Below are 13,525 nucleotides of genomic sequence, written 5' to 3' on the forward strand. Positions count from 1 at the left end.
TTCGCACGAGCACGCCGGAATCGCACGGACCGGCGCAGATCGACCGGGTGATATCCGCTCGCAGGCGACCGCAGCGGGGGTGCCCTGGGGAAGAATCGCAGCGTGAAGGTCCTCCGTGTCTCCCACAGCGCCGTCGTGACGGCGTGGCGCGAGCGCGAGCGGCACCTACGCAGGGCCGGCGTGGACGTCCGCCTCCTCTCGGCGCGTGCGTGGGACGAGGGCGGCGCCCGGGTCCGGCTGGACCCCCGGCCCGGCGAGCCGGTCGCCGGGGTCGCGACGCTCGGCACCCACCCCGCGCTGTTCCTCTACGACCCGCGCCCCCTGTGGCGCGCGCTCGGCGAGCCGTGGGACGTCCTGGACCTCCACGAGGAACCGTTCGCGCTCGCGACGGCGGAGATCCTCGTCCTGCGTCGGCTGCGCCGCGCGGTCGACCGCGTCCGGGGCCGGAGGCCCGCGCCGCTCGCGCCGTACGTCCTGTACTCCGCGCAGAACCTGGACAAGCGCTACCCCTGGCCGTTCCGCTGGTTCGAGGCGCTCGCCCTGCGGCACGCCGCGGCCGTCTCCGTGTGCAACGACGAGGCGGGTCGCATCGTGCGCCGCAAGGGCGCACGGGGGCTCGTGGAGACCATCCCGCTCGGGATCGACCCCGAGGCCTTCTCGCCCGCCCGGCGGCCCTCCCCGCCCGGTCCCGCCCAGTCGTTGCCGACGGCGACGGCCGTGCCGCGCACAGGTCGCGCGGTCGTCGGCTACGTCGGGCGGCTCGCGCCGCACAAGGGCGTGAGCGTCCTGCTCGACGCGGTCGCGACCGACGACCGGCTGGAGCTGCACGTCGCCGGTGACGGCCCCCAGCGCGAGGAGCTGCGCGCGCGGGCCCAGCCGCTCGGTGACCGGGTGCACTTCGTCGGGACGGTCGACGGCGACGCCCTGACCGACTTCTACCGCACGCTCGACGTCCTGGCGGTGCCCTCCCGGGAGACGTCCGGATGGGTCGAGCAGTTCGGCCGGGTCGCGGTCGAGGCCATGGCGTGCGGCGTCCCCGTCGTCGCGACCAGCACGGGCGCGCTGCCGGACGTCGTCGCGGACGCGGGTCTCCTCGTCCCGCCCGACGACGCCGCGGCGCTGCACGCGGCGCTCGTGCGCGTCACGTCGGACGCCGGCCTGGCCGCGTCCCTGCGCGAGGCAGGGCTGCGCCGCGCCGCGCAGTGCTCGTGGTCCGAGGTGGCCGGTCGATACCTGGACATCTACACGGCCGTCACGGGCCGGCCGCACACCCCGGCGCCGGCCTCGGCCGCCGAGTCCGACCACGTCGCCGAGCCCGAGCAGGACGTGGCCGCGCCGGAGGTCGTCCTCGTCGCGTACGGCTCCCCGGGGCTCGTCCGTGCGGCTCTCGAGCCGCTCGTGGGCAAGTTCCCGCTGACGGTCGTCGACAACTCCTCCCTGGCCGAGATCCGCGACATCGTCGAGCTCGCCGGGGGTCGCTACCTCGACCCGCGCCGCAACGGCGGCTTCGCCGCCGGGGTCAACCACGCTCTCGCGCACCGGCAGGCGCCGGGCCGCGACGTCCTGCTCCTCAACCCGGACGCGGTCGTGAGCGCGGAGGACGTGCTCCACCTCCAGCGCACCCTCCACGCCGGGCCCAGGACGGCGAGCGTCGGACCGGTCCAGGTCGACGGCGACGGCCACCCGGCACGCGTCGTCTGGCCGTACCCGTCGCCCCTCGCGGCGTGGGTCGAGGCGGTCGGTCTGGGACGGCTGCGCCGCTCACCCGCCGACAAGAGCTTCGTCGTCGGCTCGGTGCTCCTCCTGTCCGCCGACGCGCTCGACGCCGTCGGGCCGTTCGACGAGCGGTTCTTCCTCTACGCCGAGGAGACCGACTGGGCCTACCGCGCGAACCGTGCGGGCTGGCGGCACGTGGTCGACCACGACGTCGTCGCCGTCCACCTCGGGGGTGCGACGAGCTCCGACCCGACCCGCCGCGACACCCACTTCTACGCCTCCCAGGAGCACTTCCAGCGCAAGCACTTCGGCACGCTCGGCTGGGCGGTCGCGCGGACCGGCGCCGTCGCGGGGGCCGCGGCGCGGTCCGTCGCGGCACGCGGTGACACGCGCCGGGCCGCCCGGTCGCGCCTCCGGCTCTACCTGGCCGGACCTGCGGCAGCGGAGCGGCGCCTGCGCCCCACGGGGTCGCCGTGATCCGGCGCTCCGCCGCATGGCTCGTGGGGACCGTCGCGATCACGGCCGTCCTCGGGCTGATCGGCTTCCTGGTCCCTGCGTACACGCCCTATGCCGTCGGTGCCGCCGCCGCGGTGCTGGTCGTCGGCCTCACGGCGTACGAGCCGGTCGCGCTGCCCGTCCTCGCGATGCCCGCGATCATCGTGGTCCAGCGGGTGGGCGGCGGCGGGGTGGACCTCACCCTCAGCGACGTCGCCGTGTTCGCCGCGTTCTGGGCGGCCCTCGTCCTCGCGCCCCGGCCGTTCTCGCCAGCCCTGCGCTCGTTGCTGTGGCTCACCGCCTTCTACCAGGTCACGACGCTCTTCACCGTGATCGCGAACCCGTATCTCGCCAACACCGTCGAGTGGTTCCACGCCTGGATGTCGACGGGAGGAGCCCTCGTCGTGGGCTGGGCCGTGGGCCGCGCGGGCCGCGCACGCGTCGGACTGACGCTGCTCATGGTCCCCTGCCTCGTCATCGCCGTCCTCACGTGCGTCGCGGCGCTCCAGAACCTCGCCGCCGGGTACGACGGCCCCGTCTACCTCACGTGGCCCTACGGCATGCACAAGAACTTCGTCGGGTGCGTGCTCGGCATCGCCGCCCTCGTCGGCTACGCGCGCCCGTGGTGGGTCGGCTGGCCGCGCTGGTTCGCGCACCTCTCGTTCGCCCTCTGCACGATCGGCGTCGTCGCGTCCCAGGCGCGCCAGGCCCTCGTCGGGCTCGCCGTCGGGGTCATGATCATCACGCTGCGCGCCGACCCGGATCGCAAGCGGTCGAAGCTCGTGCTCCTCGGCGCGATCCCCGCCATCTGGTTCGTGTGGCTCGCCGTCCAGGAGCAGCTCTCGTCCGGCAACGAGTTCAACTCCGCGAACCAGCGCCTCACCTGGTACCAGCAGGCCCTCGAGGTCTGGCGCACGAGCCCGTGGTTCGGGGTGGGCCTGCGCTGGTGGACCGCCGGTCGCACGCAGTACGGCTTCCAGCCGCCGAACGCGGAGCTCGAGGTGCTGTCCTCCGCGGGCGCCGTCGGGCTGGCCGGGTTCCTCGTGCTCTTCCTGGGGAGCTTCATCGTGCTGTGGCGGATGAACCCCCGCTTCGGCACCCTCGCCGTCACGGTGCTGCTCGCGCGGTTCGTCCAGGGTCAGTTCGACCTCTTCTGGTCGGCGATCGTCGTGACGCTCCCGTTCGCGCTCGTCGGGGTGTGCGTGGGCGCGGAGGCCTACGCGCGCTCGCGCGAGGCGTTCCGCTCCGGTCTGGTGACGATCGATCCCGACGGCGGTCTGCCGTCGGTCCGGGAGATGGAGGCGACCCGTCGATGAAGGTCGTCCAGATCGCGCCGGAGATCGCTCCCGGCTCCGGCGTCGGGGGTGTCGCGTACGCGCTCGAGCAGGCCTGGCAGGCGGACGGCGTCGAGACCGACCGCTTCACGATGGTCGAGGCCGGCGGCGGCTGGCTGCCGCAGCCGTCGGGAGGGCTCCGGGGCAAGGTGGTCCTCGCCGCGCGCGTCGTGTGGTTCTCGGTCGTCGGGACGTGGCGTGCGAGGGCGGCCTACCGGCGCGGCGCCCGGGACACGGTCGTCGTGACGCACAACGACGTCCTCTTCGGCGACGTCTACGTGAACCACGGGATCCTCAGCGAGTCCATGCGTGCTCGCGGCGGGTACGCCTGGCGGATGGTGCGCAACCCCCTCCATCTCTTCACCGCGACGCGCGACCGGTTCCGGTACTCGCGCCCCGTCCACGAGGTCGTGACGAGCCTGACCCGCGCCGAGGAGCACACCCTGCGCCGGGCGTACGGGCGGGTGCGGCCCCGGACGGTCGTCATCCCGAACGGCGTCGACACGCGGCGCTTCCGTCCGGCGAGCGAGCCCGAGCGACGGGACGCACGGGGCGCTCTGGACATCCCCCACGACGCGCTCGTCGTGCTGTTCGTCGGCCACGAGTTCGACCGCAAGGGCCTCCGGTTCCTCGTCACGGCCGCGCGCTCGCGTGCCGACGTGCACGTCGCCGTCGTCGGCGGGAGCCCGGAGATGCTGGCGGACCTCCGACGCGAGGCGGTCGATCTGACGGCGTCCGGCCGGCTGCACCTCGCCGGCACGGTGGACGACCCGACGCCGTGGTTCCGCGCCGCGGACCTTCTCGCCCTGCCGAGCGCGTACGAGGCGAACGCCCTCGTCGTGCTCGAGGCCCTGGCCTGCGGGCTCCCCGTCGTCGCGACCCCGGTGGGCTACGTCCCCGACATCGTCGTCGACGGCGAGAACGGGTTCGTCGTCCGGTCGGACGCGACCTCGGTGGGCGTGGCGCTCGACAGGTACGCGGCGGAGCCGGTCGCCGGGCGGGAGCGCCTGTCCGCCGCCGCCCGCGCCACCGCGGAGGCGCACGACTGGGACGTCGTCGCGGCGCGGTACCTCGACCTGTTCGACGAGATCCTGCGCGGACGTCACGGAGAAGAGGCTCGATGAAGGTGCTGCACGCGGTCCGCTCGGACGGGTTCGCCGGCGTGGAGCGGCACGTCGCACGCCTCGCGCGCGCGCAGTCGGCGGCGGGCGACGACGTCGTCGTGGTCGGCGGAGCGGCCGGGCCGGTGCGCCGTGACCTCACGCCCGAACCGGTCCGCCACGTACCCGCGGCGACGACCCGCGACGTGCTCGACGCCCTCGTGCGCCTCGGGCCGGGCGCCGACGTCGTCCACGTGCACATGACGGCGGCGGAGCTCGCCGCGTCCGCCGCCACCGTGCTGAGGTCGGGCGTCGGCCCGGTGGTCACGACCCGTCACTTCGCCCGGCGTCGCGGCACCGGCCGGTTCGGTCCGGTCGTGGCGGCTCTCGCGCGCCGCCCGCTCGCCGCACAGATCGCGATCAGCAGGTACGTCGCCGGGGCGGTCGACGGCCCGACGGTGGTCGTGCCTCCCGGCGTCGCGGACGGACCCCGCGCACCGCGGCCCGCCGCCGATCGCGACCCGGTCGTCCTCGTCGCGCAGCGCCTCGAACCGGAGAAGCGCACCGACGTCGCCCTCCGCGCGTTCCAGGCCTCCGGCCTCGCGGTGGCCGGGTGGCGTCTCGACGTCGCGGGCGACGGCGCGCTGCGCACCGAGCTCGCGGAGCTCGTGGAGGTCCTGGGCCTCGGCGGCTCGGTGCGGTTCCTCGGGCGCCGCGACGACGTCCCGGAGCTCATGGCGTCCGCGGCGATGCTGCTCGCGCCGTGCCCCGTCGAAGGGCTCGGCCTGAGCGTGCTCGAGGCGATGGCCGCCGGTCTGCCGGTCGTGGCCGCCGACGCGGGCGGCCACGCCGAGCTGCTCGGCGGGCTCGACGCGGACCAGCTCTACCCGGCGGCCGACGCCGCGACGGCCGGGCGGTCGCTCGCCGGGCTCGCCGCGGACCCGGCGCGCCGGGACGACGTCGCCCGGGGCGAGCAGGATCGTCAGCGCACGCTCTACACGCCTGCCGCGCAGGTCGCCGCGACCCGCGACGTCTACCGCCGGGTCCTGGAGGGAGCGTGACGGACGTCGTCGTGATGTCGCTCGAGGCGTGGGACGCCGTCTGGCGGCGCAACCAGTACCTCGTGACCGAACTGCTCCGCGCGGACGACACGCTCCGGGTGCTGTTCGTCGAGCCGGCCGCGGACCCGCTGCACACGCTGAGCCGCCGCGCGGTGCCCCGCGTGGGGCGTGGCCTGCGTCCGGCCCTCTCGCTGCCGGGCGTCCCGGACGGGCGCCTCTGGCTGTTCCAGCCGACGAAACCCCTCCCCCGTCGGGTCGACCCGTGGGCGGACCGGCGCCTCGCGCGCGCGACGGCGCGCACGGCACGGCGGCTGGGCATGTCCCGGCCCGTGCTGTGGATCAACGACCCCTCGGCGGCGAGCGTCCTCGACCGGACGGGCTGGCCGTCGCTCTACGACGTCACGGACGACTGGCTGTCCGCCGACCGCGGCCCGCACGAGCACCGGCGCCTGGTCGACGACGAAGAGCTGCTGCTGTCCCGCTGCGCCGAGGTGGTGGTGTGCTCCGCCGGCCTCGAACGCACGAAGGGCGCCCGGCGGGACGTGACGCTGGTGACGAACGGTGTCGACCTCGAGCGCTACCGGACGCCGCACCCGCGACCGGTCGACCTGCCGGACGGTCGCGTCGCGCTCTACGCCGGCACGGTCCACCCGGACCGCTTCGACGTGCCGCTCCTCCTCGACACGGCGCGCGCCGCGGCAGGGACCGGCACGGTCGTGCTGGTCGGGCCGGTCGTCGACGTCGGGCCGGAGTCCGTGCAGGCCCTGGACGACGCCGGCGTGGTGGTCCTCGGCGCCCGGCCGTGGTCGGACGTCCCGGCGTACCTCCAGCACGCCGACGTGCTGCTCGTCCCGCACGTGGTCGACGCGTTCACGGACAGCCTCGACCCCATCAAGGCCTACGAGTACCGCGCGGTGGGCCGTCGCGTGGTCTCGACGCCCGTCGCCGGGTTCCGGGACGTCGGAGACGACCGCGTCGTCGTGGCCGAGGGAAGCGAGTTCGCGCAGGCGGTCCGCGACGCCCTCGAACAGCCCCCGCCCGCGACGGACGGGTCGGTGGCGGTACCGACCTGGCGCGGTCAGGCGGCGCTCATGGCCGCCGTCGTCGACCGGACCACGCGGCACGTCGCCACACGCCGGTGACGACCGCGGCCGTCCGCGCCACGGAGAAGCGGTCCACGACGGCGACGCGGGCGCGCTCGGCCCGTTCGGCGGCACCCGCAGGGTCGTCCAGCACGCCGACGACCGCCGCGGCGAGCGCGGCCACGTCGCCCGGCGGCACGAGCGTGCCCAGCGCGTCGGGACCACGCCCCACGATCTCGGGGACGCCGCCCGCGTCCGTCGCCACGACGGGCACGCCGCGTGCCATCGCCTCGGCGACGACCTGACCGAACGGCTCGGGCACCGGTGAGGCGTGCACGACGACGCTCAGGCGGTCGAGCTGCGGCGTCGGGTCGGGCACGGCGCCGGTCCACGTGACGCGCGCGCCGACGCCGAGGCGCTCGGCCTCGGCGCGCACCTCGGCCTCGTACGCGTCCTCGCCGAACGTCGCCGCACCGACCACGACGAACGTGGCGTCGGGGTGCGACCGGAGGATCTCCGGCGCGGCACGCACGAGCTCGCGCTGGCCCTTCGTCGGGCCGATGCGGCCCACCATCCCGACGACGGGCGGGCCGGAGGGTGCGACGCGGCGCGTCGTGAGGATCTGCCCGGGCGCGAGGCCCGGGTAGGCGACGACCGCGGCGCCGGGAAGCGTCTGCGCCGTCGCGCGCGAGTTCGCGATCAGGGCGCGCGGCAGCCGGGCGGCGAGCCGGACGAGCACCACGAGCGGTCGCGGGAGGTAGTCGTCCGCGACGCGGTCGTGCACGTGCCAGACGAGCGGTCGTCGGGCGAGCGCCGCGGGCACGAGCGCGAGGAGGTCGGCCTTGAGCGACGTCGTGTGCACGACGTCCGGCGCCGACCGGCGCACGAGGCGCGCGAGGTCGCGCTCGAAGCGCAGGGTGCGGACGACGGACCGCACGAGCCCGCCGACCGGCCGGGCGACGGCGTCGCGCGACGCGCCGCCGACCGCCGGGTCGAGCGGGAGCACCGTCGTCGGGACCCCGCGCTCCTGGAGCGCCCCGACGAGCGGGCCGTCCTCGAAGAGGACGCAGCGCACGTCGACGGACGCGTCGAGCGCCTCGCAGAGCCGGAGGAGCGCGAGCTCGGCGCCGCTGTGCTTCGCGGTGTGGTCGAGGACGAGCACGCGCACCGGGCGCTCGCCAGGACTCACCAGCGGAACGGTCGGCGGCGGATGTTCGGTGCGGCCTCCTCGGCGTCCTCGCCGTCGATGCTCTCGGCCTCGGAGGCGGGGACCTTCGCCCACTGCGGCTCGAGGCGCCGGGCGGCCTCGCGCGCACCTTCTTTGCGAGTCCGCGCCGCCGCACGCGTCACAGGGGCCGCGTTCTCCGTCACGGGCTCGGCGGCGTTCTCCGGGGCGGGGGCATTCTCGGGGGCGGGGTCGTCAGGCGTCGCGTCGGGCGTGGCCTGCACGGAGGACTCGTCCGCGCTCTCCGACGACGAGGCCGCGACGAGCGGCGCGTCGGTCCCGTACGACGACGCGTACGTCATCCGGCGGTCGCCCTTGACGCCCGACAGCGCCATCCCCGACAGCGGGACGTTGTTGATCCGCAGCCGCTCCGCTGCCTCCTGGAGCACGGCACGGTCGGTCTTCTCGACCGAGGCGATGAGCACCACGCCGTTCGCGTACCCGCCGAGGATCGTCGCGTCGGCGGCGGCGAGCACCGGGGGCGCGTCGATGACGACGATCGCGGCCTTCTCGCGCAGCCCTTCCACGAGCGCGCGGACCCGCGCGGTGGCGAGGAAGTCGGCGGGGTCCATCTCGTCGTCGTGCACGGGCATCAGGCGCAGGTTGGGGATCCTGGTCGGCCGCAGCTCCCTCGGCGACCCGTCCCAGCCGTCGGGCGCCGGCAGGAGGTCGGCCAGCTGCGGTCTGCGCAGGTCGCCGCACAGCACGATCGTGGGTCGACCGCTGAGGGCGAACGAGGCGGCGAGGTTGGCGGTGATGAACGCGCGCGGCGCGTGCGGGTCCGCGGCCGTGACGACGGCGACCGCGTGCGGGGCGTCGCCGAGCGAGACGCGCACCGCGGTCCGGAGCTCGCGGACGGACTCGGTGAACGGGGACGCGTGCCTGCTCGACACCGGAAGGTTGCCGGTCCGGCGGAACTCCTTGTCGGCGCCGCGCACGTCGAACAGCTCGGCGAGCACGGGCGTGCCGGCGAGGGCCGCCGCCTCGGCGGTCGTGCGGACCCGCAGGTCGAGCCCCCGGCGCGCGAACGCGAGGCCGACCCCGGCGACCAGACCCGCGAGCAGGGCGATCGCCAGGACGAGGGGGGTCGGCATCCCGAGCGGGACGGCGGACGTCGCGGGGTCGATGAGGACCCCGGGCGTGACGATGGACTCGTACGTGCTGTGGAGCGCGGAGATCGCCTGGTACTGCCCCACGATCGTGTCGCGCTCCGCCTGCGCGAGAGGGTCGTCCGGGTTGGCCGCGAGGCCGCCCTGGATCGCGTCGAGCTGCGTGCGCAGCGCGTCACGGCGTTCGTCGAGCGCCGCGATCTGGGTGTCGAGGATCGTGGGGAGGTAGGCGATGTAGGCCTGGGCCGTGGCGTTCGCGCGCCGGACCGCGCTCGCCTCGTCCCCGGCCTGCGCGATGACGTCCATGGTCAGGAGTTCCGCGTTGTAGAAGCCCTGGACCGCACCCGCCAGCGTCCTGGGGTCGGTCCCGTCGGCCAGCGCGGCCGCGGCCGGCTCGACCACGTCGGGGGCGCGGACCGCCTCCGGGTCCGTGTCGACCGTCACCGACGCGGCCTGCTGGTTCACTCCGGGCACGGACTCGGCGGCGACGATCTGCACGGTCGCCGTCGCCTCGAACACGGGGTCCTGGCGCTCGACGTAGAGCGCGGCCCCGGCCATCACGACGAGCACGGCGGCGAGCACGTAGTACTTGCCGGCCCACACCGTGCGCAGGAACTCCCGGATCGTCATCGCTCACCCCTCTCCGTGACGGTCCCGCTCGCGGTCGAGCTGCTCCGGACCACGCCGCGCTGGTCGTCGACGACGCGTCGGAGGCGCTCGACGAAGCGCTCGCGTCCGAAGCCCGACACATGCTGCCTCACGGCGTCATCATCCCACGCACGTCCCGTCGCGGCCTCGACCGCCGAGGCGACGAGATCGGCGCGCGGCGCGTCGAAGAACACGCCGGTCGCACCGTCCACGACCGTGTCGAGGTACCCGCCGTCGCGCAGCACGACGCTCGGCCGGCCGAAGGCCCCGGCCTCGAGCGGCGAGAGCCCGTAGTCCTCGTACGACGCCGCGACGAGGGCGGCCGCGTTCCGGTAGAGCCACCGCAGCGTCGCGTCGTCGACCCGTCCGAGCAGGCGGACACGTCCTGCGGCCCTCCCGCCGGACGACGCGGAGCGGGCGGCGAGCGCCTCGAGCCGCGCCCGGTCCGGCCCGTCGCCCACGACGACGAGCTCGCGGCCCGTCTCCTGGGCGGCCTCGACGACGACGTCGACGTTCTTGTACGGGAGCAGGCGCGCGACGCACAGCAGGAACCCGGGCTCGACGCCGCGCACCGGGCTCTCCGGACCGGCGGGAAGCATCGCGGGGGGCGGGGGCAGGATCTCGGCGTCGATCCCGTAGGCGTCCCGGATCGCGCGCTGCGTCACGGTCGAGTTGGCGAGGTAGACGTCGGCGCGCGCCGCTGCCGCGGTGTCCCACCGGCGCAGTGCCGGCGAGGCGAGGCCGAGCGCGGCGGCGGCGACGCGGCGTCGGGCCCGGTCCGCGACGCTCCCGCCGTCCGGACCGAGGTAGCGGTCCCGCTGGTAGAGCCACCGCGCGGGCGCGTGGCAGTAGACGACGGTCCGCACTGCGCCGCGGTAGCCGTGCGCCCAGCCGGTGGACGACGCGAGCAGCACCTCCGCGTCGACGACGCGCTGCCGGTCCACCGCGGGTGCGAGCAGCGGGAGCGCGACCCGGTGGTGCCGGCGCAGCAGTCCGACGCGGTCGAGCCCGGACGTGCGCAGGTCGACGTCGGCGAACTCCGGGAAGGTCCCCGCCGGGTCGTAGAGCGTGGTGTACATCGGTGAGCCGGGGAACGCGTCGGCGAGCAGCAGCGCGACCCGCTCCGCGCCGCCACGCTGGGTCGCGTAGTCGTGCGCGAGGGCGACACCCTCCGTCATGGCACCTCCCCGCCCTGGCCGTGCTCGGCTCGGCCCGGCCCGACCAGCCTAGGTCGGACCCCCAGGGACAACGGGGGCGAATCGGGACATCACCCGGGTGAAACAGGCGCGCCGGTACCCGTCAGACCTTCGAGTGGAACTTCCCCTGGGCGGCGAGCAGCCCGTCGGTGAGGATCATCTCGACCGCGTCGGCGGCGTCGTCGAGCAGGAACGGGAGCTCCTTCGCCTCCACGCCGGAGAAGTTCTTCAGGACGTAGTCGGCGGTGTCCATGCGGCCCGGCGGGCGGCCGACGCCGCCGCGCACGCGCACGTAGTCCTTGGTCCCGAGCGCCTTGGTGATGTCGCGCAGGCCGTTGTGCCCGCCCTCGCCGCCACCGATCTTCAGCTTGACGGCGCCGAACGGGATGTCGACCTCGTCGTGCACCACGAGCACGTGGTCCGGGTCGACGCCGTAGTACGACGCCAGGCCGGACACGGGCCCGCCGGACACGTTCATGTACGTCGACGGCTTGGCGAGGACGACGCGCGGCCCGGGTCGGCCGCCGGGGAGCATGCCGATCCGGCCCTCGGCGACGGCGGCCTGCGCGCGCGGGTGCCGCGCGAAGCGGACGCCCGCCCGCCCCGCGAGCACGTCGAGGACCATGTGGCCCAGGTTGTGCCGGTTGGCCGCGTAGCGGTCCCCGGGGTTGCCGAGCCCGACGACGAGCCAGGGCTGGTCGGTCATGTCACCTCGTCCTTCACCAGTGGTCTCCGTGCGCGGCGCCGGCGGGCGGGCACGCGAACGCCCGGCACCGTCACGGTACCGGGCGTCCGTCGCGTGGAGCGGCGGGTGCCGCGCCGTCGAGGCTCTCGACGGCTCAGGTCACTCCGACTCGGTGCTCTCGGCAGCGGACTCGGAGACGGCCGCCTGGGCCGAGGCCTCGGCCTCGGAGGCGTCGAGGTCCGCGGAGTTGTCCTGCGGCACGGAGATGGAGACGACGGCGAGGTCGCCCTCGGAGGCCAGGGTGGTGCCCTGGGGCAGCTTCACGTCGCGGGCGTAGACGGTCTCACCGGCGACCAGGCCCTCGATCGAGACCTCGACGGACTCGGGGATGTGCGTGGCCTCGGCCTCGACCGACAGCTCCTGCAGGTCCACGAGGTGGATCGTGCCGGGGGCCGACTCGCCCGTGACGTGGACGGGGATGTCGACGTAGACCTTCTCGCCCTTCTTCACGATGAGGAGGTCGACGTGCTCGATGACGTTGCGGACCGGGTCGCGCTGGACGTCCTTGGTGATGGCGAGCTGGGCCTTGCCCTCGAGCTCGATCGAGAAGAGCGCGTTCGAGTGCTTGAGCGCGAGCATCGTCTCGTGGCCCGGGAGGGTCACGTGGAGCGGGTCGCTGCCGTGCCCGTAGAGGACGGCAGGGATCTTGCCGGCACGGCGGACGCGGCGCGCGGCGCCCTTGCCGAACTCGGTGCGGGTCTCGGCGGCGAGCTTGATCTCGGACACGTGGATCACTCCTGAAGACTGTGCGGGCCGGCCGCCAGTGGGGAGCGGTCGGCTGTCCGGACGGTGAGAGGGCCTCCCGGACGGGCGGCTGCGTCGGCGCGGGACACGTGACGGGCGCGCGAAGGACGACCGCCCAGTCGATTACGGAGATCCAACAGGTCTGGCTGACTCTCCGGTTCGCGCTCCCCCTCGCGGGTGGTGCGCGTTCGCCGGCCGTCAGACGTCCCTCGCCGAGGCAACCTGACTACTGTACCCGGGTCTCCGGCCTCGACGAAACCCGCGCCGAGCCACGGACTGCCACGTGGTCGCGCTCAGCCGGACGTCACCGCGGCCGTCGTCGCGGCGACGGTGGCCCCGACGACCGTCGCCGCGACGACTTCGTCCAGGTACGCCTTGAGCGCCGCGCTCCCCCAGCTCCCCGCGGCGACCTCCTTCGCCCGCCTGTCGACCTCACCGGCACCTGCACCTGCACCGAGCGCCCCACCCGCGGCGAGCGCCTGCCCGGCCTGGCCGCTCGCGGCGAGGATGCCGACGAGGGCCGCGGTGCGCTCGTCGGGCCGTTCGCCGCCGACGAGCACGCGCCGCAGCAGGCGGCGGACCGCGTCCTCGTGCCGGGTGTCCGCGGCGGGCCACCGGGTCGTCGGGAAGATGCCGAAGATCCGGCCGGCCTCGCGCCGGAGCACGCCCCGGCCGGCGAGCGCGGCGACGGCCCGTTCCGCGGGCCTGCGCTTCGCGAGGAGCGGGACGAGCGTCTTCGGCTTCGCCCCCTCCTTGGACCGCACGACGTCGAGCGCCTCGTCGAGCAGGTCGTCCCCGGTGGGCGTGGTGTCCCGGACGACGATCCGCCCCACGCGGCCGCCGTCGCCGTCGCCCGCGAGGTCGGCGCGACCGAGCAGCGCGAGCTCGACGAGCAGCGCGCCTGCGGCGACCTGCTCGCGGTGGGAGGCGTCGACGACGGTCCTGCCCGTCTCGTCGTCCAGCGTCAGCAGGAGGTAGTCCTCGAGGATCAGCATGGCTCCACGGTAGGAGGGGCACCGCGCGCGTGACAGGTGCCGAATGTCACCGCCGGGCCGTGCGTCGTGCACGTG

The 13,525-nt window shown here is 75.1% G+C and carries 11 protein-coding genes; 5 read left to right on the plus strand and 6 right to left on the minus strand.

The features are described from left to right. The first annotated feature begins 102 nt into the window (after nucleotides 1-102). The 5 genes from AC4H2G_RS17395 to AC4H2G_RS17415 are packed head-to-tail and all read left to right on the plus strand — an operon-like array spanning nucleotide 103 to nucleotide 6,848. Nucleotides 103-2,193: a glycosyltransferase gene (locus tag AC4H2G_RS17395; protein ID WP_494366984.1), complete on the plus strand. Its 2,091-nt coding sequence runs from the start codon at nucleotides 103-105 to the stop codon at nucleotides 2,191-2,193. Further along, nucleotides 2,190-3,527, plus strand: coding sequence for an O-antigen ligase family protein (locus AC4H2G_RS17400; RefSeq protein ID WP_494366985.1), 1,338 nt, complete (start codon nucleotides 2,190-2,192; stop codon nucleotides 3,525-3,527). The genes AC4H2G_RS17395 and AC4H2G_RS17400 overlap by 4 nt, the downstream gene beginning before the upstream one ends. Further along, nucleotides 3,524-4,669, plus strand: a complete 1,146-nt coding sequence (locus AC4H2G_RS17405) for a glycosyltransferase family 4 protein (protein ID WP_494366986.1) — start codon at nucleotides 3,524-3,526, stop codon at nucleotides 4,667-4,669. Before AC4H2G_RS17400 ends, AC4H2G_RS17405 begins: the two co-directional genes overlap by 4 nt. Next, nucleotides 4,666-5,706 (plus strand): glycosyltransferase family 4 protein, encoded by a 1,041-nt coding sequence (locus AC4H2G_RS17410; RefSeq protein WP_494366987.1) that lies wholly within the window; start codon nucleotides 4,666-4,668, stop codon nucleotides 5,704-5,706. The genes AC4H2G_RS17405 and AC4H2G_RS17410 overlap by 4 nt, the downstream gene beginning before the upstream one ends. Next, nucleotides 5,703-6,848, plus strand: a complete 1,146-nt coding sequence (locus AC4H2G_RS17415; protein WP_494366988.1) for a glycosyltransferase — start codon at nucleotides 5,703-5,705, stop codon at nucleotides 6,846-6,848. Before AC4H2G_RS17410 ends, AC4H2G_RS17415 begins: the two co-directional genes overlap by 4 nt. Here the strand turns inward: AC4H2G_RS17415 and AC4H2G_RS17420 are convergent. From AC4H2G_RS17420 to AC4H2G_RS17445, 6 genes are all read right to left on the minus strand, one after another. Then, nucleotides 6,796-7,977: a glycosyltransferase gene (locus AC4H2G_RS17420; protein WP_494366989.1), complete on the minus strand. Its 1,182-nt coding sequence runs from the start codon at nucleotides 7,975-7,977 to the stop codon at nucleotides 6,796-6,798. The two genes, AC4H2G_RS17415 and AC4H2G_RS17420, sit on opposite strands and share 53 nt — an antisense overlap. Further along, nucleotides 7,974-9,752, minus strand: a complete 1,779-nt coding sequence (locus AC4H2G_RS17425; RefSeq protein WP_494366990.1) for a tyrosine-protein kinase domain-containing protein — start codon at nucleotides 9,750-9,752, stop codon at nucleotides 7,974-7,976. The genes AC4H2G_RS17420 and AC4H2G_RS17425 overlap by 4 nt, the downstream gene beginning before the upstream one ends. Next, a complete protein-coding gene (locus tag AC4H2G_RS17430; RefSeq protein WP_494366991.1) occupies nucleotides 9,749-10,948 on the minus strand; it encodes a glycosyltransferase in 1,200 nt (399 codons plus the stop codon). The genes AC4H2G_RS17425 and AC4H2G_RS17430 overlap by 4 nt, the downstream gene beginning before the upstream one ends. 121 nt (nucleotides 10,949-11,069) lie before the next feature. Further along, nucleotides 11,070-11,672 carry an aminoacyl-tRNA hydrolase gene (pth, locus tag AC4H2G_RS17435; protein WP_494366992.1) on the minus strand — a complete coding sequence of 201 codons (603 nt, stop codon included), beginning with the start codon at nucleotides 11,670-11,672 and terminating at the stop codon, nucleotides 11,070-11,072. A 138-nt stretch (nucleotides 11,673-11,810) separates the two neighbouring features. Then, a complete protein-coding gene (locus AC4H2G_RS17440) occupies nucleotides 11,811-12,437 on the minus strand; it encodes a 50S ribosomal protein L25/general stress protein Ctc (RefSeq protein WP_494367045.1) in 627 nt (208 codons plus the stop codon). Between the two features lie 311 nt (nucleotides 12,438-12,748). Continuing rightward, nucleotides 12,749-13,450, minus strand: coding sequence for a GOLPH3/VPS74 family protein (locus tag AC4H2G_RS17445; RefSeq protein WP_494366993.1), 702 nt, complete (start codon nucleotides 13,448-13,450; stop codon nucleotides 12,749-12,751). Between the last annotated feature and the right edge of the window lie 75 nt (nucleotides 13,451-13,525).

It is taken from the genome of Cellulosimicrobium sp. BMG9.23 (assembly GCF_059159985.1).

Coding starts and splice junctions, on each gene's coding strand:
- pth (WP_494366992.1), bottom strand. CDS start 11,672: ATGACCGACCAGCCCTGGCTCGTCGTCGGGCTCGGCAACCCCGGGGAC.
- AC4H2G_RS17430 (WP_494366991.1), bottom strand. CDS start 10,948: ATGACGGAGGGTGTCGCCCTCGCGCACGACTACGCGACCCAGCGTGGC.
- AC4H2G_RS17445 (WP_494366993.1), bottom strand. CDS start 13,450: ATGCTGATCCTCGAGGACTACCTCCTGCTGACGCTGGACGACGAGACG.
- AC4H2G_RS17405 (WP_494366986.1), top strand. CDS start 3,524: ATGAAGGTCGTCCAGATCGCGCCGGAGATCGCTCCCGGCTCCGGCGTC.
- AC4H2G_RS17425 (WP_494366990.1), bottom strand. CDS start 9,752: ATGACGATCCGGGAGTTCCTGCGCACGGTGTGGGCCGGCAAGTACTAC.
- AC4H2G_RS17410 (WP_494366987.1), top strand. CDS start 4,666: ATGAAGGTGCTGCACGCGGTCCGCTCGGACGGGTTCGCCGGCGTGGAG.